This window comes from Pseudomonas sp. LBUM1645 (genome assembly GCF_059716185.1).
This window is the reverse complement of sequence record NZ_CP166811.1, coordinates 4,045,903-4,067,150: the sequence shown is the minus strand read 5'-3', so window position 1 is coordinate 4,067,150 and position 21,248 is coordinate 4,045,903. Positions and strand designations below refer to the sequence as shown.

At 57.5% G+C, this 21,248-nt stretch carries 15 protein-coding genes and 1 pseudogene; 8 read left to right on the top strand and 8 right to left on the bottom strand.

All coding sequences use genetic code 11. The features are described from left to right. Positions 1–307 precede the first annotated feature (307 nt). Complete coding sequence (locus ACA079_RS18170; RefSeq protein WP_497700343.1) at positions 308–1,441, bottom strand: aminotransferase class V-fold PLP-dependent enzyme; 1,134 nt, start codon at positions 1,439–1,441, stop codon at positions 308–310. 373 nt (positions 1,442–1,814) lie between these two features. Here ACA079_RS18170 and ACA079_RS18165 point away from each other — a divergent pair, with 373 nt between their 5' ends. From ACA079_RS18165 to ACA079_RS18135, 7 genes are all read left to right on the top strand, one after another. Continuing rightward, a complete protein-coding gene (locus tag ACA079_RS18165; protein WP_497700342.1) occupies positions 1,815–2,303 on the top strand; it encodes an Lrp/AsnC family transcriptional regulator in 489 nt (162 codons plus the stop codon). A gap of 135 nt (positions 2,304–2,438) precedes the next feature. Beyond that, a complete protein-coding gene (locus ACA079_RS18160) occupies positions 2,439–2,978 on the top strand; it encodes a peptidylprolyl isomerase (protein ID WP_497700341.1) in 540 nt (179 codons plus the stop codon). After that, the gene (locus ACA079_RS18155; RefSeq protein ID WP_497700340.1) at positions 2,978–4,750 is read left to right on the top strand and encodes an aminopeptidase P family protein; all 1,773 of its coding nucleotides are present in this window, start codon (positions 2,978–2,980) and stop codon (positions 4,748–4,750) included. Before ACA079_RS18160 ends, ACA079_RS18155 begins: the two co-directional genes overlap by 1 nt. Positions 4,751–4,910: 160 nt before the next feature. After that, the gene (locus ACA079_RS18150) at positions 4,911–6,200 is read left to right on the top strand and encodes a purine-cytosine permease family protein (protein ID WP_497700339.1); all 1,290 of its coding nucleotides are present in this window, start codon (positions 4,911–4,913) and stop codon (positions 6,198–6,200) included. A 172-nt stretch (positions 6,201–6,372) separates the two neighbouring features. Then, positions 6,373–7,086 carry a TorF family putative porin gene (locus tag ACA079_RS18145; RefSeq protein WP_497700338.1) on the top strand — a complete coding sequence of 238 codons (714 nt, stop codon included), beginning with the start codon at positions 6,373–6,375 and terminating at the stop codon, positions 7,084–7,086. A gap of 55 nt (positions 7,087–7,141) precedes the next feature. Then, positions 7,142–9,193: a hydantoinase/oxoprolinase family protein gene (locus ACA079_RS18140; RefSeq protein WP_497700337.1), complete on the top strand. Its 2,052-nt coding sequence runs from the start codon at positions 7,142–7,144 to the stop codon at positions 9,191–9,193. Next, the gene (locus ACA079_RS18135; protein ID WP_497700336.1) at positions 9,190–10,890 is read left to right on the top strand and encodes a hydantoinase B/oxoprolinase family protein; all 1,701 of its coding nucleotides are present in this window, start codon (positions 9,190–9,192) and stop codon (positions 10,888–10,890) included. The genes ACA079_RS18140 and ACA079_RS18135 overlap by 4 nt, the downstream gene beginning before the upstream one ends. 127 nt (positions 10,891–11,017) lie before the next feature. Here ACA079_RS18135 and ACA079_RS18130 read toward each other — a convergent pair whose 3' ends face one another. The 7 genes and pseudogenes from ACA079_RS18130 to ACA079_RS18100 all read right to left on the bottom strand — a co-directional run bounded on the left by ACA079_RS18130 (position 11,018) and on the right by ACA079_RS18100 (position 19,655). Beyond that, positions 11,018–11,434, bottom strand: coding sequence for a type 2 periplasmic-binding domain-containing protein (locus ACA079_RS18130; protein ID WP_497700335.1), 417 nt, complete (start codon positions 11,432–11,434; stop codon positions 11,018–11,020). A 124-nt stretch (positions 11,435–11,558) separates the two neighbouring features. Beyond that, a pseudogene (locus ACA079_RS18125) lies at positions 11,559–11,846 on the bottom strand (outer membrane protein transport protein); the annotation flags it as partial. A gap of 48 nt (positions 11,847–11,894) precedes the next feature. After that, a complete protein-coding gene (locus ACA079_RS18120; protein ID WP_497700334.1) occupies positions 11,895–12,821 on the bottom strand; it encodes a transporter in 927 nt (308 codons plus the stop codon). A gap of 371 nt (positions 12,822–13,192) precedes the next feature. Next, positions 13,193–16,213: an EAL domain-containing protein gene (locus tag ACA079_RS18115; RefSeq protein WP_497700333.1), complete on the bottom strand. Its 3,021-nt coding sequence runs from the start codon at positions 16,211–16,213 to the stop codon at positions 13,193–13,195. Beyond that, positions 16,201–17,316 carry a substrate-binding domain-containing protein gene (locus tag ACA079_RS18110; RefSeq protein WP_497700332.1) on the bottom strand — a complete coding sequence of 372 codons (1,116 nt, stop codon included), beginning with the start codon at positions 17,314–17,316 and terminating at the stop codon, positions 16,201–16,203. The genes ACA079_RS18115 and ACA079_RS18110 overlap by 13 nt, the downstream gene beginning before the upstream one ends. A gap of 496 nt (positions 17,317–17,812) precedes the next feature. Then, the gene (locus ACA079_RS18105; protein ID WP_497700331.1) at positions 17,813–18,616 is read right to left on the bottom strand and encodes a putative hydro-lyase; all 804 of its coding nucleotides are present in this window, start codon (positions 18,614–18,616) and stop codon (positions 17,813–17,815) included. Between the two features lie 91 nt (positions 18,617–18,707). Continuing rightward, positions 18,708–19,655: a LysR family transcriptional regulator gene (locus tag ACA079_RS18100; RefSeq protein WP_497700330.1), complete on the bottom strand. Its 948-nt coding sequence runs from the start codon at positions 19,653–19,655 to the stop codon at positions 18,708–18,710. Positions 19,656–19,921: 266 nt separating this feature from the next. Between ACA079_RS18100 and ACA079_RS18095 the strand changes: the two genes are divergently transcribed. Next, positions 19,922–21,184 carry an OprD family porin gene (locus ACA079_RS18095; protein ID WP_497700329.1) on the top strand — a complete coding sequence of 421 codons (1,263 nt, stop codon included), beginning with the start codon at positions 19,922–19,924 and terminating at the stop codon, positions 21,182–21,184. Positions 21,185–21,248 lie beyond the last annotated feature (64 nt).

The following is a 21,248-nucleotide window of genomic DNA, read 5'->3' as shown; positions in this document are numbered from 1 at the left end:
GCGCTGACTTACCCTGTCGCGGCCTTGTCCCGATATAAAGTGAGCGTCAGCTTTTGGCTGATCCAAGTCATACAGTCGCCAATCATCCGCCCCGTGAAAGGCTTCATTGGATACCTTTTCTGATAGCGCTGAAGGGCGCACGTGTCAGTAAGACACGTGCACGGGCTTTCCCTTATGGTTCTAACATGACGTCCGGGCGATCAGCGTCATATTCGTCGAAGATCAGCGCCATGGGCCGGCAGTGCCCAGGGCAGGATGCCTTCCTGGAATTCACAAGTTCGGTATGTGCTGCGGGCAAGATGAGGGCTTAGTTAACTATCACCTCGTCCAGTGCCTGCTCGAGGGTGCTGACCGTGCGCTCGATATTTTGCAGCTTTTCGAGTCCGAACAGACCGATGCGGAAGGTCTGGAAGTCGGCCGGCTCGTCGCATTGCAACGGCACTCCGGCGGCGATCTGCAGGCCGTGGGCGGCAAATTTCTTGCCGCTCTTGATGTCGGCATCATCGGTGTAGCTCACCACTACGCCAGGGGCCTGAAAGCCGGCTGCGGCCACGCTTTTGATGCCTTTGCCGGTCAACATTGCGCGCACCCGATCGCCCAGAGCCTGTTGTTCGCCGCGGACCTTGTCGAAACCGTAGGCTTGCGTCTCTTTCATCACTTCGTTAAATCGCGCGAGGGAATCGCTGGGCATGGTCGCATGGTAGGCATGTCCGCCCTGTTCGTAGGCCTGCATGATCTGAAGCCACTTTTTCAGGTCGCAGGCGAAGCTGCTGCTATGCGTCTGTTCGATGCGCTCGAGGGCCAAGGAACTGAGCATCACCAGGGCGCAGCAAGGGGAGGCGCTCCAGCCTTTCTGCGGTGCGCTGATCAGCAGGTCGACTGCGCATTTCTGCATATCGACCCAAAGCGTGCCCGAGGCGATGCAGTCCAGCACGAACAGGCCACCCACCGCATGCACGGCGTCGCCGACGGCCCGCAGGTAGTCGTCGGGCAGGATAATCCCTGATGAGGTTTCAACGTGGGGGGCGAAGACAATCTGCGGCTTCTGCGCCTGAATGGCTGCCAGCACTTCGTCCAGAGGGGGTGGGGCGTAGGCAGCCTGGTGACCATTGTCGACCGGTCGGGCTTTCAGCACCGTGGTGGCCGCCGGGATGTTGCCCATCTCAAGGATCTGGCTCCAGCGATAACTGAACCAGCCGTTGCGTATCACCAGGCATTGCTGGTCGGTGGCAAACTGTCGCGCCACCGCTTCCATGCCGAATGTGCCGCTGCCCGGGACCACCGCAACAGCCTGGGCGTTGTAGACCTGTTTCAGGGTCCTGGAAATGTTCTTCATCACACCTTGAAACGACTGCGACATGTGGTTGAGCGAGCGGTCGGTGTAGACCACTGAGTACTCGACCAGCCCCTCGGGATCGATACTGGGATATAGCTTTGACATGGGTGACTCCTTTGGCAGAGATGTCAGTGGTATTGACCCTGCCCTAAGCCTTGGCAAATGACAAGATTGCTCGGGATTGAATTGCGACTTCTGTCGACCGGTTGAATCCACAACCCATTGCAGCCATTCGCCGATCAAAATCAATCTTTCGTTGAGTGCTATGGAAAGCTGATCATCAATTCATCAAAGCTCTTTTCTTCAATCGAAAGCTGACATCAGTGTTGGCTATTCGCTAGTGCCAGAATGAACAGAAATGATTGCCATTGGGAACATAAGGTATGGGCTATCCAGATCGCTAACCTCATGTCAGTCTCGTGGCAGACATTTTTTCCGCTAGATCCTGGGGTTTATCGTTGATACGTGTAGAGGCAACATGAAAAAAGTGAAGTTGGATCGTATCAACCGAGCAATCCTCGAAAATCTGCAAAGCAATGCTCGAATCAGCAATCTGGAGCTGGCCGAGAAGATTAATCTCTCCCCCAGCGCCTGCCTGCAAAGAACCAAGGCGCTGGAGGATGCCGGTTACATTCGCGCCTACATGGCGTCGATCGACATCGATGCGATCTGTATCAATGTCATGGCCTATGTCATGTTCAGCCTGCGCGATCACGCCGGGCATCTGCGTGTTCAATTCGAACGCTTCATCGCCAAGCGTCGCGAGCTGGTCGACTGCCTGAAAGTCGATGGCGAGTACGACTACATTGCCCTGGCCACTTGTTCGACCGTTACCGATTTCAACACGCTCTGTGAGCAACTGCTGGATGAAAACCCCAACATCCTGAAAATCAGCAGCAACATTATTCTAGACAAAACCAAGTGGTTTGCTGGCTATCCGCTAGAGAATCTGATTTGGCGGGAGTGACGGCGAGCCACCTGCACAATCTGCGGTAATTGAGCGCGCATCCCGCAGCAAGTGCAATGCACACTGGCTATCTCAATCTTTTGCATCGCCGTCTTTGCGGACAATGGTGGTTTTATCCTGAGGGAGAGAACAGCCATGTCTGCATCTGCGTACGTCACCCTGGAAACGGCACTGGGGGCCTTTACACTCGAGTTGTTTGGCCAGCAGGCACCGTTGACCACCGCGAACTTTCTGGCCTACGTGGACAGTGGTCGCTATGACGGCAGCAGCATTTTCCGCATCGTCAATCCGTCCAATCAGCAACCGGAAGATCCTGTTCGCATTAGTGTCGTGCACGGGGGCACGCGCCCCTTGGCAGCCAATAATTTGCCCATGATCGAACTCGAAAGCACTCTGCAGACCGGCTTGAGCCATCGACATGGCAGTGTGTCGTTAGGGCGTGACGAGACCAATAGTGCCGAGGGTGATTTTTTCATCTGCATCGGCGATCAGCCGCACTTCGATCATGGCGGCGCGCGCCATCCGGATGGCCTGGGCTTTGCGGCGTTCGGGCAGGTCTGTGCAGGCATGGAGGTGGTCGAGGCGATCTGGAGTCATGCCGGGGCGCAGGAATATTTGCCGCCCGAGGCTGAGATCGTCATCGTACGAGCCTATCGTCAGCGGCGAGGTGTGTGATGGGGCGCCATGCGGATGTAAGGGCGGTAATGGCAACGCGTCGATACGATGCATTTTTGCTTCCCCGTAGCGATGCTTACCTCAACGAAGACCTGGCCCCGGCTGACGAAGCTTTGTACTGGTTGACGGGTTTCAGTGGCAGCGTAGGGCTGGCGGTTCTGACACATGAACGCGCGGCGCTGCTAGTCGATGGTCGCTATACCGAGCAGGCCCGCCAGGAATGCGCTCAGTTCGAGACCTTGATGCTGGACGACAGCAGCCTGTTCAGCTGGCTGCGCGGGCAGTTGAAACCCGGCGCAACCATCGCCTGCGATTCAAGGTTGCACAGCGTCGATGAGTGCGCGCGCTGGCAAGTCATGGCGACGCAATCGGGCTTCAACTGGCACGAGTCCCTGGACAATCCGGTGCTTGAATGCTGGCGCAATCGCCCGGCGGCGCCGAACAGCCAAGTGCTTGCCTGGGGGCTGCAACATGCAGGTATGGCTGCGCAAGACAAGCTCGAACACCTCACTGCCAGCTTGGGCGCTTCACAGTGCGATGCCTTGTGGCTGCCGGCGCCGGATATGTTGGCCTGGCTGTTGAATGTGCGTGGTCAGGATATCGATATCGCACCATTACCGTTCAGCAGCGCCCTGCTGTACGCCGACGGCCGGCTTGACTGGTTCATCGACGCTGACCGCCTGCAGCTGCCTCAGGGCTGGCTGCCCGCTGTGGTGTCTGTGCGTTCACCTCAATGGCTCGACCAGGCCATCGCCGAACTGTATGGCCAGCGGGTATGGGTTGATCGCCGAATGTGCACGGCGGCTGTTTATCGCCAGTTCGAGTCCGCCGGTTGTGTCTTTTATGAGGCGCAAAATCCTCTGTTATTGCAGCGTGCCTGCAAGCAGCCCGCCGAGTTGTCTGGCAGCCGTGAAGCGCATCGTATCGATGGCCTGGCCCTTTGCCGGTTTCTGTATGAGTTCCACTGCCGCTGCGGCCGGTTTCTCGGGCAAAGCGAATTGTCGGTTGTCGAGTCTCTGGAGGGCTGGCGTACTCAGCATCCCGATTACCAAGGCGCGAGTTTCGAGACCATCGCGGCCACCGGTGCCAATGGTGCCCAGCCCCATTACTTGCCCAAGCCTGGGCGGGCGGCAAAGCTCAAGCACGGCGAGCTGCTGCTGATCGATTCCGGTGGCCAATACCCCCAGGGCACGACCGACGTGACCCGGGTGTTGGCCTGCAGTCCCGCTACCGCACGCCAGCGTTACCTCTACACCACTGTGCTGCGTGCCCATATTGCACTGGCCAGCTGTTTGTTCCCCATTGGCACCAGTGGCCAGCAACTGGACAGCGTTGCGCGGCAGGTGATGTGGCGAGAAGGGCTGGACTACGATCATGGCACCGGACACGGCGTTGGCAGCTATCTGCATGTGCACGAGGGGCCCCACAGAATTGCCCCCCACGCCAGCGCGGTGCCACTGCAAGCGGGAATGGTGACCTCGATAGAGCCGGGCGTTTACCTGTCCGGTGAGCTGGGGATCCGCATCGAGAACCTCTATGAGGTAGTTGAGGTCGAGGCGCATCCGGGGTTCCTCAAGTTCCAGGTCCTTACCCTGGCGCCGTTTGCTATTGAACTGATAGACCGTGGACTGCTGAGTCCGGCCGAAACTCAGTGGCTCGATGAGTATCATTGGACTGTTCGGGTGTCATTGGCGGCTTCTCTGGAACCAGACGTCGCAGCATGGTTGCTGCGGCAAACGCTACCGAACAACATGCAGTTTCGTGCTGAATAACCGTTGATTGTTTTTCCTGGCCCCTGCAAAAGCGCAGTTAGATTTCAGTGGGGCTGGCAACATGTTTCCAGCGTTCGCGAGCGCCTAAAAACAATTCTAATAGTCGGTTTGCCTCCTGTTTCTTAGTGGGAGAGCAGGCGTTGCCAGTATAGAGGCGAGCATGAACAGTTCAGAAAATGTGATTCCCGACGGGTACGATCGCAGACCTGTGCCCCAGTCCGAAACGGTCTCCGGAATCGGGCTGGCGCTTATTACCTTTGGGATTGGGATGACCTTGCCGGTGTTCTGGCTGGGTGCAGACGTAACGCAGAAAGTCGGGTTCTCGACTGCTTCGCTGATTTTCGTCGGGGTATGTGCAGTGCTCGGCTTGCTGTGTGCATTGACCGCAATGGTCGGTGTGCGGACACGGCTAAGTACCTACATGATTCTGCAGTTTTCCTTCGGCCGCCATGGCGCCAAGCTGATCAACCTGACCATGGCTGTAACCTTGCTGGGGTTCTATGCCGCCACGGCGGATATCTTCGGCAGCACAGTGGCCAGCGCGTTGCAAAGTTCCTGGGGCATTGTCACGCCGGCGTGGGTGCACTGTGTATGGGGGAGCATCCTGATGACGTTGATGGCCATTTATGGATTGCGCGGGCTGGATCGGCTGTCGATCTATTCGGTGCCGCTTATGGCGCTGTTCATGCTTTTTGCTTTGTACCTGGGCTTCCAGCGCGCAGCGCCCGGCCAACTGGGCGGGTTCTTGGGCTCGGGTGATAGCCTCGCACTGGCCATCGCCAGCACCATTGGCATGGTGATTTTGACACCGGTATTAATGCCTGATTTCACTCGTTATGCACGTACTGAAAAAGATGCCTTGATTGCCATTCTTGGAATGGCCGCAGGTTTTCCGTTTGTGCTTATCGTCGGTGGCTTGTTGTCGATCATTACCGGCCAGAGCGAAATCATGTTGATCATGGCTAGCCTGGGCGTACTGCTGCCGGCCTTGGCCGTACTCGTGTTCTCCACCTGGATCACCAACACCGCGAATTTGTATTCCGCGACGCTCACGCTGGCGACCGTCAGCCGTACCGCGAGCTGGAAGCTGACAGTGGGGGGGAGCGTACTGGCAACCGGCCTGGCTGTCGGTGGGTTCATGACGCATTTCCTGGATTTCGTCATGGCCTTGAGCATCGTGATCCCGCCATTGGCGAGTATCTATGTCACGGATTTCTTTGTGGTACGTCAACAACGCTATGACATCGATGCACTGAAACAGTCCTCCGCATTTGGCTGGCCGGCACTGATCAGCTGGGCGCTGGCCAGCGCAGTCGCCTGGATGACGTCCTTTGAAGGCTGGACGCTGACATCGCAACCCACGTTGGACTCACTACTGGTCGCCCTCGTCGCGTATCTGGTGCTTCACCGATTGACCCCGGTTTCTACAGTAGTGCCATCGCACTCGTAACACCGATAACTCCCCACCCAATGCGTTGACCCGGGGTTTTACCCGGAGGGCGAAGCCATGCCCGTTTTTAGAAAAACGAACACTGCAAGCGTGTGTTCGACGGGGCTGGCTCGTCTTTTTTCTGCCAACCGCAACGCCCATAAAAAGCTTTAGAAGTTCAGGAGCAGTATCAATGAACATCATCCGACTCATCGTGATGGCCGCGCTCGGATTCAGTTGCGCAGCCCATGCCCAAGTCTCCAGCACACTGGCTGTAACCTCTGAGTACCAGGTTCGTGGTATCGGTTACTCCGGCAACAATCCGGCATTGAGCATGAGCCTGGACTGGGCCGGCGAGAGCGGGTTATTTGTCGGCGCCTGGGCGACAAACACCGACAGCTTCGAAAGTGGCGACCCCTATGACGATGGCGCGAACATCGAGATCGACTTTTACGGTGGCTATAACGGCCAACTGGAAAACGGATTGCGTTATGGCGTGATCGGTTACTACTACACGTTCCCTTCGACCAACTACAACATCAACTATCCGGAGATTGGATTCAGTCTCGGCTACGGCAACTTCAATACGTATTTCTACTATTCCAATGACATGATCAGTACGTCCCAGTCGTCACAGTACGTGGCGGCCGACTACACCTTCAATCTGCCGTTGGAAGTCGATCTGACGTTCCTGGCCGGGCACTCCTTTGGCGAGTACTTTCGCCAACCTGATCTGACCGGCGCCCATGAATACTCGAACTGGGAAGTTGCACTCAAACGCAGCTTTGGCCCGGTCAATACAAAACTGAGCTGGGTCGACACCGACTTGTCTGGTCGTTACTACAACAGCGGCGAGTATCTGCGAAATGATGGTCGCCTGATCTTCACCGTTTCCCACACTTTTTGAATTACAGCCGGCGGCCCTGCGGCTGGCCGGCTTTTGCGTGACTGCCGGAGGACTTATGACAATCCGTGTGGCTACCGATATCGGTGGCACTTTTACTGACCTGGTTTACCTGGAAAACGGCGTGATCAACGCGGTCAAGGCCGACACCACACCGCCGAACTTTGAACAGGGACTGCTCAATGCGGTCGCCAAAAGTGGCGTCAGTTACGCCGATATCGAGTTTTTCGCCCATGGCTCGACTGTGGTGATCAACACCCTGACCGAACGCAAGGGTGTCAAAACCGCCTTGCTGACCACCCGTGGATTTCGCGATGTGCTGGAGATTGCCCGGGGCAATACTCCGGATATTTTCAATACCTACTACCGCAAACCGCCGCCTTTCGTGCCGCGTCATCTGCGTCTGGAAATCTGTGAACGCTTGAATTATCGCGGTGAAGTGGTCACCCCCCTGAACCTTGAAGCCCTGCCAGCCATACTCGACACCTTGCGCGGGGAGGGCGTCGAAGCGATCGCGATCTGCCTGCTGCATGCCTATTGCAACCCCGTGCATGAACAGCAATTGATGGCTGCCGTGAGCGAGTTGTGGCCGCAAGTGGCGGTCATCGCTTCGCATCAGGTCAGCCGTGCACTGCGTGAATATGAACGCACCAATACCACGGTGTTGTCGGCTTATGTGATGCCTGCTACGCGAGACTATCTGGATAATCTGTCCACGCACCTGACAGATAAAGGGCTGCAATCGGCACCCTTCATCATGAAGTCCAACGGCGGCATTTCTCCGGTCAATGCGGCCAAGCAGGATCCGATCAGCCTGGTGGAGTCCGGGCCGGTCGGTGGCATTCTCGGGGCGCAGGCCTACGGCCAATTGATCGGGGAAAACCAGTTGCTGGCGTTGGATATCGGCGGCACAACGGCCAAGTGTTCCTTGATCCATGACGGCAAGGTGGACATCAGCAACGATTACGTAATCGAGAAAACCGCGATCAGTGCCGGTTATCCGATCATGACACCTGTCGTGGACATCGTTGAAATCGGCAATGGCGGTGGCAGTCTGGCGTGGGTCGACGCGGCGGGTAGCCTGCGTGTAGGCCCGCAAAGTGCAGGCTCCACGCCAGGGCCGGTCGCTTATGGTCGAGGCGGCATGGCACCGACGACCACCGATGCCAACCTCTATACGGGCCGGATCAATCCGGATGACTTCGCCGGTGGCGAAATCAAACCGGATGTCGAAGGGGTGGAAAAGGCTTTTGCGAAACTGGGAGAGCAGCTTGGCGTATCGGCCAAACTGCTGGCCCATGGCGTATTGCAAATCGCCAATGCCAACATGGTCAATGCGCTCAAGTTGATTTCGGTCAACCGTGGTCATGATCCTCGTGACTTCGCGCTCATGGCATTCGGCGGTGGCGGGGCATTGCATGCGACTGCTCTGGCTGCGGAACTTGGTATTCCGAAAGTCATCATTCCGCCGTTCGCCGGTGTCTTTTCGGCGTGGGGCATGTTGATGCTCGATTCCCGCCGCGATTACATACAGACCCACCTGCAACTGCTCGATGACGAAGGGTTGTCTGGCCTGACCAGGGCTTTTGCCAGTCTTCAGGCCACTGCCGAAGCACAATTTGCCGACGACGGTATGCCGCGCGAAAAGCTCCGTTTCGAATGGCACATCGATGCGCGTTATTCCGGCCAGGAACACACCGTAAAAGTCGCCCTTGATGAGCTGCAGTTGCCGTCAATACTCGAGCGCTTTCACGCGCAGCATGAACAGGCTTACACCTTCCGGCTGGAGTTACCGATCGAGGTCGTCAACCTCCATCTGGTGGCATTTGGCGAAGTACCCAAATCGCCCATGGCGCCCATAGGTGTGAGTACTTCGACTACAGCCGAAGTTGCGTTGAGTGGACGGCGCTGGGTCGAATTCGAGCCTGAACAACCTATCAAGACGCCCCTGTACCAACGCTCGGCACTGCTCAGCGGTATGCGAATCGATGGTCCGGCGATTATCGAAGAGGCGACCACCACGACAGTCGTTCGCCCGGTCGATCGGCTTGAAGTTGATTCGTACGGTGGCCTTCACATCCATATCAACGCGCAGGAGGTTTCGGCATGAGCAACGCCAATCCATTTACCCGCGAAATCATCAAAAACGCCTTGGTTGCTATTGGCGAAGAGATGTTCATTGCCCTCAAGCGCACCAGCATGAGCCCGATTATCTATGAAGCACTGGATTACGGCATTGGTCTTACTGATGCGACAGGACAGTTGATTTCCCAAGGCAACGGCATTCCTGGCTTTATCGGCACACTCGATGGCGCCGTACGCAGCGTGATGGAGAAATTCCCGCTGACCGATATTTTGCCGGGCGACATGTTCATCACCAACGACCCTTACGGCGGCGGTGGCACACATCTTTCGGATGTCTCGATGATCATGCCGGTTTTCCATAAGGAGCGCCTGATCGCCTGGACGGCCAACAAGGCTCACTGGACGGAGGTGGGTGGCAAGGATCCCGGCAGCTTCAGTTCCGATGCCTCGGAGATTTACCAGGAAGGCTTGCAGTTTCCTACCGTACGCATTTATGACCGTGGGCGGATCAATCAGGCTGTGGTGGACATCATTGCTGCCAACGTCCGCCTGCCTGACATGACGCTGGGCGACCTGCATGCTTGCGCAGCTGCGTTGCGCGTGGGGGAGCGGAGGCTGTTGTCGATCGTGGCCAAGTATGGCGAGGAAACCACCCTTGATGCCATCGAGCGGTTGCTCGAGCACGGCGAGGCGATGACGCTGGCGGCGTTTGCAGGCCTGCCTAGGGGCGTTTTTTATGCCGAGGACGTCATCGACGAAGACGGGCTGGGCAACGGGCCGTTCACGGTGAAAGTCAAAGTCGAGATCGGTGAAGGTCGCTTCGTGGCTGATTTCACTGGGTCAAGCCTGCAAGCGCAAGGGCCGATCAACAATACCTTGTGCGGTCTGCAGTCAGCGGTACGAGAAGTGTTCATGGGAGTTGTGCGACCTGGTATTGCGGCCAATGCCGGGTGTTTCCGTCCAATCGAAGTGATCTGTCCGCCTGGCACCATCTGCACGGCTCAGCGTCCGGCGCCGGTGTCTGCTTACTTCGAGTCAATGGTAGCGGCGGCCGATGTGATACGTCGGGCATTGGCTCAAGTGCTGCCGGATCGCTTGATCGCAGGGCAACTCGGTTCCGTGTGCTCAATGGTATTGAACGGGCGCAACTCCATTACCAACGATGAGTACCTTATGGTTCAGCCGTTGGTTGGCGGTTGGGGCGCCGGGCATGACAAGGACGGAGAGAGCGGTCAGTTCTGTGTGGGCAATGGTGAAACCAGCAATATTCCGGTCGAGTTGACCGAACGTTGTTATGAAGTATTAGTCGAGCGCTATGGTTTTCATCATGAAGAGGGGGGCGCGGGGCGTCACTGTGGCGGAAGAGGGGTCATGCTCGATTATCGGATCCTGTCGCCGAAAGCTTGGGTGTCGACATTCTTCGGACGTGGCATCACCCCACCGTGGGGCATTGACGCGGGTCATGAAGGCTCGTGCAACTACGCCGAAGTAATTCGCGCGCAGGGGCCGACCGAGCGCTTCAGTCGAGCCAATCGTGTGGAGCTTGAAAAAGGCGATTTGCTGCGTCTGGTCACTGCCAACGGCGGTGGTTGGGGGCCGACAAAAGCGCGGAGCCTGGAGGCTATTCAGGACGATATCAAAAACGACTACATCTCGGCTGAACAAGCTCGGCGCTACTACCCCGAGCAGATGTCACGGATTGAGCTCAACGGCAGCTTTTGATTGCCAGGGCTGGTAACGAGACACGTGCCAGGGGTACCTGCCAGGGACGGCTTGGCTTCGATTGTTTTTATCGAGGACGAATAATGTTTTCTTATCGCAAGGTCGATGCGCTATTGGGAGCTGGTTTTCATTGGCGGGGACGTCTACAACAACGCAATGCGATAAATTTCTGGCGTTCAGACTCGGAGCCGGAGTCCTTCACATATTTTGCGTTTTTCAAGTAACGCGTCAGAAGCATGTTCCCGATGGTGGTCCCCTGGCCGTGACGAGCAATGAAATCGTTGGTGGCGGCCTGCAACTGCGGACTGTCCTTGCGAATCGCCCACGCAATCTCGCCGCCGGTGCGTAACGCGACGTCATCATGCACCGTGATAGCCGGGAAGACCTTCTTCCAGAAGTCCGCTTTGTGCTTGTCCACGACGATGAGAGGAATCATGCCGGCGCTCAGCATCTCGATCAGATCTTCGTCCTCTAGAGACTCCGGTGCCTCCTTGAGGACGACCGCCGGTTTGTTCTCGCTGGCGAAACGCTGGTTGAGGGCCATCAGGCTCTCGTAACAACTGGAGGATTTACGAACGAAGACCAACTATCCCGCTAAAACAGTTTTCGGGACAAGTTCATAGTGGTGTGTGCTCCATGGATTAAGTCGTTTTTTCGGTAGGAGATCATTAGAAGCGCCAAGTCATGTTGCTGGCCACGGCTTGAATCCAGGCATTGTCGAACTGACCGGAAGTTCGAATACCCGACGTGGATTTGGTCTAGTCCACCGGCATGTCGCCGAGCCAGACAATGGCCCAGCTGACATTGATGTCGGTGACCTTGTTCAGAGCATAGGTGGCTCCGGCCGCAATGCGCCAGGATTCGCCCAAGGGCACGGTAAAAGTTGGGTTGTCATCCGAAACAGCGCTGCTGTCGTACGGCACACCGATGTTCCACAGCAGTTGCGGCGTGGCCTGGTTCCTCCGCAATCGTCCGTATATGGAATGTAGCGTAAACCCTATGTTTCAAAGCCCTCCACCGAAGCGATACTGCCAGACTATGCCAATGACATCGTATTCGCTGCCCGTGCGGGTATGCCCGCCCTTACTCGCATTCAGCTTTAGCGAATAGTTCCGGTTCAACGGTAGCGTGAGGGTGCATCCGTAGCGTGTGTTTTCCTGAAAATCGTGGTTACTGGCCCCATCGACTGAGCTACTCCCGCCAGCGAAGTAGGTCGTATCCAGCGAAGCCCAAACACCGTTGCTAAAGGCATAGATAAGATGCCCCTGTACCTGGTAAATCGGGTTCTGGGAAAGTACATGGTCGCCGAGTAACTCGTCATTGTCGGTGTAAAAGGTTCCCGCGCCGGATAATTCCAGGGTCACTTGCCCCAGGCGCTTGGAAATCCCGAGTTCAGGCTTGAATGACCAGCGATTGTTGCCGAGATTTACCAGCCTGCTAGTGTCGTATTGGCCGAGTGGCGCCGTGATCGCCAGGCTGGCGCCGATAATCACATCCTGTTGATAGCTGGGGAATTCAGCCAGGGACATCGCGGGGGCGCCATATAAGTTGACCGAAAACCGGAATCTTGGATCGATCAACCCAGTAACGTTGCGCTCCTTGGGTTCACCGGCGAGCAGAGCAGAGCCCGTCAATTTTGCCTCAGGCACGACGATATCGAACTTCCCCGAGCGGCCCCAGACGTCCAGGGATCTGGCAAAGGCAAACACGACAGTCTTGATGTTGAGCTTGGCATCCTGGAGCGGGATTGAGGGATTGGCCGTCACGTTGCCATGGAGATCGCTGTAGCCTATGAGCAGGAAATTGATACCGACCGGCGTATTGGCGTAGGACCTGGGTTCGAGATCCTCTGCGACTGCACCGGGGGCCAATACGATGAGCGAAGCGGATGCGAACCGAACCAACCTAACGACGCAGAGTTTGTGTTTCATTCACATTCGCTCGCTGCCTGTGACGACCCCAGAGTTCTATGTATTGTTGTAGCGCATCTGCATTCGTTTGGCACTTACAGCTGCCACCAGCACTGTGTGGCCGCACTTACAGTTTGATCGGATACTCTTGGCCGATCAGTGCCTGGGCATACTGTTTGTTGGATGAGGTTTGCCCCCTGGTTTCGTGGACAACTCGACGTCTTATAACAAGGCGCTGCAAGAGACAGATCGTCTGGGTTTCCTCAGACGAAATCGACAGGCAGCTTTTGGCCGATAGCTACCCGTCACTAACAGCCGCGATGCGGCACTGGCGCCGATCGGCAACGTCGCGATTTTACTGTTGAAAGGTTGGGGTTGGGTCCTGCGCAGTATTAATGCCCGGGCATTGGACTGCTTGGGCGTTTTACATCGCGTTTTCGCCTTGTCGAGTCAGGGCTCGCAATACGGTTCGGTTGCGGCACCCGGGGCGTACGCAGTAACAGACTGATTTCCTCTGCGCTGACCGCTCTGCTGAAAAAGTGGCCCTGAATTTCATCGCAGCCGTTTTCACGCAGGAAGGTTTGTTGCTCTTCGGTTTCGACACCTTCGGCAATGACCTTGAGGTTCAGTTTGTGCCCCAACGAAATCACCGCGGTGGCGATGGCTTTGTCGTTCTCGTTGTCGGGCAGATCGCGCACGAAAGACTGGTCGATCTTGAGTCTCGCGATCGGAAAGCTTTTCAACGCTGCGAGGCTGGAGTAGCCGGTGCCGAAGTCGTCGATCGAGAGACTGATCCCCATTGATTGCAGTTCCTTCATTTTGCTGATGGCTTGCTGAAGGTCTTGCATGATCAGGCTTTCGGTCAGCTCCAGCTCAAGGTACATCGGGTCCAGTCCGGTTTCTTGCAAGGCATGCCTCACCCGGTCGATCAGGTCCCTTTCGATGAACTGGCGTGCTGAAATATTCACCGACATGGTGATCGGCGGCCAGCCCGCATCCTGCCAGTCCTTGTTCTGTCTGCACGCGGCATGAATCACCCAGTCGCCGATGGGCACGATCAACCCGGTCTCTTCGGCCTGCGGAATGAATTTGATTGGAGACACCATGCCCAACTCGGGGTGCTGCCAGCGGATCAGTGCCTCTACGCCGATAATCTGACCTGACTGCAAATCCACCTGTGGCTGGTACAGCAGCCGGAACTCGTCATGGTTGAGTGCGTTTCGAAGCCCGTCCTGCATGGCGAGCTTGCCCTGAACCTTGTTCTTCATCTCGCTCGTATAGAACTGGTAACTGTTGCGACCCAGCTCCTTGGCCCGGTACATGGCGGCGTCCGCGTTGCTGAGCAACGTGTCGGTATCGCTGCCGTCGGCAGGGTAGGTGGCCAACCCCATGCTGCAGGTGACGTGGAGTGTATGTCCGCTGAGCTGAATCGGCCGCAGGATGGCTTCCTGGATTTTGTGCAGGGCTGGAGTAACGCCGTCGAGGTCAGAGGGCTGGTCGAACAGGACGATCACAAACTCGTCGCCACCCAGTCGCACGACGGTGTCGGTGCGGCGTACACACTCCAGCATGCGCTGGGCGACGGTTTTCAGCAGTTCGTCTCCTGCACTGTGCCCAAGGCTGTCATTCACCAGTTTGAATTTGTCCAGATCGAGGAACACCACCGTCACCAGGCGGTTGTAGCGCTGAGCATAAAGTATTGCCTGCTTGAGGCGGTCTTCGAGCAGTGTGCGATTCGGCAGCCCGGTCAGTGCGTCATGGTCGCCCATATAGCGAATGCGCTTTTCGGTAAGCTGGCGCTCTATCGCAATGCCGGCAAGCGGTGTCGCCATGTCGATCAGTCGCGTCTCGGTCGAGCTGGGGCTGCGTACGGTGTTGGAATACAAGGCAAACGTACCCAATACCTTTCGCTCATGGGACAGAATCGGCGTCGACCAGCAGGCGCGAAATCCATAGGGCGCAGCGGCTGAACGGTACTCCTCCCACAGCGGATCCAGCTCGATGTCCGTGACGATGACCGGTTCTCGTCGATACACCGCAGTGCCGCATGAACCGACGTTCGGACCGATCGCAATCCCGTCAATGAGCTGGTTATAGGCTTTCGGCAAACTGGGGGCAGCCCCGTGCAGCAGGTGCTTGCCATCCTCATCCAGCACCAGGATGGACACCATCATCCCCTTCAGTTGGGACTCCACCAGGTGAGCCAGGCTGTCGAGGACTTCTGCAAGCTCGGTGCTCCTGGCGATCAGCTCCAGGACATGACGTTGTCCGGCACGGATGACGGCTTCTTGCTCTAATCGGCTGTTTTGCAGGGCGAGCCGCTCGGTGGCGATACTCAATTGGACCGTTCTTTTTTCCAGCTGAAGTCGGTCCTTGAGGAATTGATTCACCGCGCGAGCCATGTTGCCGATCTCGTCCTTCCCATGTTCCGCCATCATCAAATGCGTTTTGTCAGTGTGTTCCTGACGCAATTGCCGGCTGATTTCATTCAGGCGCACGAGGACATGACGGCCCATGAAGACCCGGGTCACGAACCAGGCGAACACCAGGCTGGCGCCCAACATGATCAGCACCCATTGCTGGCTACGATTTGAGGCCTCGACCAGGCGCTGCAGGGCTTCGCGATAGTCTTCGGTGTAAGCACTGGATTGCGCACGGGCCACCGCGACCAGAACCCCGGCCTCATTCTTCAGTTCCTCATTGAAGCGCTGTATGACGTTGTGCTGATTGATGAGCCTGAGGCGCAGGGAGAAGAGATCGGGCGTCTCCACATCAGCGTCGGGTAACTTGCCCGCGGTGCGTGACAGGCGCTCATAGCGGATCCGCAGCCGTTGCACGGCATCACTGTCAACAGTCTGCGGCAGATCGAAAAGCAACACCGCCAGTTCCAGGTTGGCCCGGATCTGCGTCGCGGTTAACCGGGTGGTGCGATCCTCCATGGTTTGCTCGAAGGTGACCTCGGTTTGCAGCAGGCTTTCTCGCAGCTGCGCAACGATGTTGGCGGTATTGCGGAACATCTGACTCGACTGATGCATGTCGAGTATCGCCACGCCACTGTTCGAGGCAGTCAGCTGCTGCACCAGTTGATCAAGGGCTTCAAGCTGTTCGACGGTCGCTGCATAGCTTGAACGCAGGGTGTCGGGGGAGCGGGTTGTCAGAAGCTGATCGGTCTGGCGTTCGATCAGCAAGGTACGCTGCAGCATGTCTTGCCCATCTTGCATGCGGACCAGTCGTTCATCCGTCAGCTGGCGGGTGGCGTTGTTTGACGTGCGCAAGGCATAGACCGCCGTTGCACCACTCGCCAGGATCAGCAGCGCCAGCGTCAGAAACGCCAGTGTGAACTGTGCGCGTAGCGATTGCGGCAATAGCCGGCGTCCGAGCCGGGAAATAACGTCCAATCTCAGGGATTCCATTGGTGGCGATAGATGTCTCGATAGCCATTGTCAGGGTCGTACTGGAATTTCTTCCCGCCGTCGAAGGCGATATTGTCGGCATTGACCAGGTGAATCGGCGCGACGAAGCCGCTCACCGGCTGACCTGCAAACAGCCGGTTCAATTCATCCATCACTTGCCAGCCATGCAGGTTGAGCGGCTCGGCCACGGTGACGGTCTGGTAGGTTTTTGCCTGTATGCGCAAGAAAGCCGAAGCGCTGCCATCACCGGCAGACAACAGACTGATGCCGTCGCTGGGTATTGCGGCGTTGGTCAATGAGGCGATCGAGTAGTCGAAATAGATATCGTTGATGGCCAGCGTGTGGGTCCAGCGCTTGCCATAGCGCTGAAGCAGCTCCTTGGTGATCGCCGGCATCTTCTCGCCACTTTCGGAGATCGCGACATCGCGCACTTCCAGCAACGTACATTCCCGACAGGCCCGAATGACGTTTTCCATGGCCTTGGCTTTCGCCATGGCGATGCTGTACTTGGAGTCGGTCAGGATGACCACGCCGGCCTGTCCGTTTGACTGTGCCACCGCCGCCATGGCCGTGAGGCGAGCCACTTCGAGCGGGTCGGTCGTGACGTTCATGGCCACCGGCGTGCCGTCAATCGGCCCGGGTCTTGCTCCGGCGTGCCAGCCAACCACCGGCACATCCTTGTTGGCGAAGAGGATCAGCGCCGCATTGTTCTCAAGGGCATCGGAGCCGCACAGAATGAGGCCGTCGGGTTTCGCTGCCAGGGCATCAGAAAAGGCCTTCGCGCGCCCGGCCGATGATCCAGCGCCATCGAATATCTTCAGCGTCCAGCCCATCGCCTTGGCTGCCTCGCGAGCGCCCTGCGCGACACCGACAATGCCTCCATTACGCAAATCTTCGGCGACAAAGGCGATGCTCTTGCCCCGCGGGGCTGGCGGGCCGGATTCAGGGCCGCTCCAGCGAACAGCTTCGAGAGTGGCCTTGGAAACGATTTCCTGCGCTTGAATCACCGTAACCGTGGCGTTTTCGACACCCGCTGCGGTTGGCAGGTTCTGGCCGAATCCGGGAGTTGCCGTGAAAAGACAGAAAACTGTAATTGAAGCCATCCAGAGTAGCTCGGGTCTGGAGCCGATGGCGCGATCAAGGTCTGGCATGGCGTCCCTTTTTGCCAAGAGTGCAGCGTTCACTGTCCGAAAGGATAGTCGGTTCTGCTGTCACCAGGTCTTTTGTGGGTAATGTGCGCGAACTTTAGTCCTGAACATTCAGGAAATGGGGCAGGGTCCATGGCACAAAACAAGGAACGAAGGCCAATTGCATCGTTGACTACATTGAGTGGTTTTACAAGGCTTCGACTGCTGCATCAGCCGCAACGCAAACCTTGTAGCAGCTGGCGAAGCCTGCGTTCGGCTGCGCAGCAGTCGTAAAACCTGCGTTTGCGGTCTTCCTGAAACACCGCATCGTCTGATTTCACGACTGCTTCGCAGCCGAACGCAGGCTTCGCCAGCTGCTACGGATTGTGTCGTTCCTTAACTGATTGGGTTATGGCTTCAGCCCCTTTTTTCGTTCCGGCACAATCCACTGAACTCAAGCACACCCACGCCTTTACAAAGCGCTGTTGTACAAATCCGTCACCAGCATGCAACCGGGCGCATGGGTGATGCACAGTGGCGGGCGTGAGGCCTGCACCACCGATTGAGGCGTCACACCGCACGCCCAAAATACCGGTATTTCGTCAGCTTCAATGGGAACGGCATCGCCATAGTCCGGGGTGTCGAGCGCGTGGATGCCGATCAGCGACGGGTCACCGATGTGCACGGGGGCGCCGTGGACGTTGGGCATGCGCGCGGTGATTTGAATGGCCTGGATGGCGGCAGCGGCTTTCATCGGCCGCATGCTCACCACCAGCTTGCCACCGAGGCGAGCGGTGGGGCGCGTGTCGATGTTGGTCTGGTACATGGCGACATTGCGCCCCAGATCGATGTGCTTGAGGGGGATGCCGGCATCCAGCAGCGGTTGTTCGAAGGAGAACGAGCAGCCGATGGCGAAGGCCACCAGGTCATCCTGCCAAAGGTGCTCGATATCCAGCGGTTCTTCGCTCAGTTCGCCATGGCGATAGACCCTGTATCGGGGCACATCGTGGCGAATATCAATGGCTGCCCCGAGATTGCGGAAATACGGATCGCCCGGTTCGGTTATGTCGAGCAACGGGCAGGCTTGACGATTGAGGGTGCAATACCTGAGGAACTCATCGGCCCAATCGCTGGGCAATATCACGATATTGGCTTGCACCCGGCCTTGCCCCAGGCCGCTGGTGTGACCCTGATAGTGCCCGGCGGCGATGCTTTGGCGCAGGGCGAGAGGGGTGCTGCGCTGCAGTTGTTCGAAGGACGGGGCGGGCTGATTCATCATGGCATCTCGGCAGGTTCGTTGACCCTTTTTAGAAAACCGCGGTGATGCCGTCCAACAAGGAATGTTGTTGCCCCGAGACAACTAAAAGTTATTCAGGGGGCAGTCGGTTGTCCAGGCCCGGCGCCGCCACCATGAGTAACGGGCCGACATCCGCAGCGTATTGGCAGACCACCTGGCGGCTCATCTCGACGATGTTCTCGATCAGTTCCAGCCCGACCCCCGCACGCCACGAGGCCACGACATCCAGTTGCGGCAAGCGGCTGCCGGGATCCAGCTGGATCAACTCGCCGCTGGCCAGGGGTTTGGCCACCAGTGCCGCCGGCAAGGCGCCGATACCGAAGCCGTCACGAATCAGCCGGGTCATGGCCGACACCGAGTTGACGCAACTGACGCGCGGAGCGCCGATGCCATGGGCGTGCAACAGGTTGAGTACATCCTGATGCGGTCGTGAGTGTTTGACGAAGGTGATGATGCGCTCGCCGGCCATCTCGGTGAGCGAGGCATAAGGCCGGGCGTAGATCGAGTTGCTGGCGGCAATCCAGTGCATGGGGTAGTGCGCCAGTTCGAGGTTGCGCACGCTTTCGTGACGGATCAGGTCCGTCTGGAAAACGATGTCCAGATAACCCTTTTGCAGTTGTTCGCAGAGATTGCGCGCGGCGTCGGCAGTGATCTCGATTTCGACGGCGGGGAAGGTCTGCATCAGGGTCGACATCAACGGGCTGAGCCAGGTGTGGATCACCGTATCCATCACGCCGATGCGCACCAACCCCTGCTGCGGGCTGGTGTTGTCCAGCGAGTGTTTCAGCGCACGCTGAACCTCGAGCATTTGCTCGGCGTAGTCGAGCACCTTGAGACCTTCGGGCGTCAGCGACACCCCGCGAGAATCGCGCACGAACAGGCGCAAACCCAACTCATCTTCCAGCGCGGCGATCCGGCTGGAGATCGCTGCCTGAGTGCTGAACATTTTCTCGGCGGTCAGGCTGAAGCTTTGCAGGCGGGCGACCCACACGAAGGTTTCGAGGAATTTGAGGTTCATGGCGGTTCCCTTGGCGCTTGTGGATCTTGTAATGAAGGGGCGAGTTGCAATTGTTACTCCAGAGTCTGCCATCGCGGGCATCAAATTTTCTTATGCATAACCTCGTCTTTTTCCCGTTTGACGCCGTTCTGCCCCGGCACGAAGAATCCGCCCCACGACGCAGGTCACTGCGTCCGCCCCCCACGACAACGCCTTTACAAAAAAACAATGAGGCGTGTCCGTCATCTTCGCTTGCTGCCGCAGGAACCTTTTCCATGGGAAAAATCATGACTGTCCACGTGCCTTCAAAAGCGGCTCGCACCCGCCCATTCAATGGGTGCGCCCCGGTTGGCACATTGCTCGGCCTGAGTCTGCTCTGTGCACCGACCGCTCAGGCGGATTTCGTCGCGGACAGTAAAGGCAGCCTGGAAGCGCGCAACTTCTACTTCAACCGTGATTTTCGCCAGGACGGTTCGCGCGACAAGGCCGAGGAATGGGCGCAGGGTTTTCTGTTGCGGATGGAGTCGGGTTACACCGCGGGCATGTTTGGTTTTGGCCTGGATGTTTTGGGCATGGCCGGTTTCAAGCTGGACTCCGGTGGCGGGACGGCGGGGACTAATCTGTTGCCACCGGATTTGTCCGGCGGCTCACAGGATCGCTATGGCGAGTTAGGCCTGACGGGCAAAATGCGCGTGTCCAACAGCACCCTGAAGTTCGGGACGTTGCAGATCAAGGACCCGGTGGTGAATTCCAACGATACCCGCCTGTTGCCGAGCACGTTCAAGGGTGGCCTGGTGAATGTGCAGGAAATCGATCGTTTGAAGCTCACGGCCGGTCAGCTCACGCAGATCAATTTTGTCGACTCCACCGACTATCAGGACATGACCGCCAACCGCATCGGCGGGCTAAGCGACAAGTTTCAGTTTGCCGGGGCGGACTATCAGTTCCTGCCGAACCTGACCGCGCAATACCGCTACGGCCAGCTGGAAAATATCTATCAGCAAAACTACCTCGGGCTTGTGCACACGCTGGATCTGGGCTCCGGCCAGTCGCTCAAGAGCGACGTACGCTATGCGCGCAGTACCGAAGACGGCAACTTTCGTGATATCGACAACCAGGCCTTGGGCGCGTTGTTCACCTATAGCCTGGGCGGTCATGCGTTGGGCTTTGGTTATCAGCGCATGAGCGGCGACGATCCGTTTCCGTATATCGGGCGCAGCGATCCGTACCTGGTCAACTTCGTGCAGATCGGTGACTTCGCCAACATCGACGAACATTCCTGGCAAGCGCGCTACGACTACAACTTTGTCGCACTCGGCGTGCCGGGGTTGACCTTCATGACCCGCTACATCTCTGGCGACAATGTGCAACGCACTGCGCCGGGTGAAGGCAAGGAATGGGAGCGCAACACCGATATCGCTTACGTGGTGCAGGACGGTTCGTTGAAAGGGCTCGGACTCAAATGGCGCAACGCGTCAGTGCGTTCGAACTTCGGTAATGATCTGGATGAGAACCGCCTGATCGTCAGCTATACCGTGGCGCTTTGGTAAATGCTGGGTGGACTTGATATTCGATTGAGGAATAAGCAAATCAATATATATTCCTTTTAATATT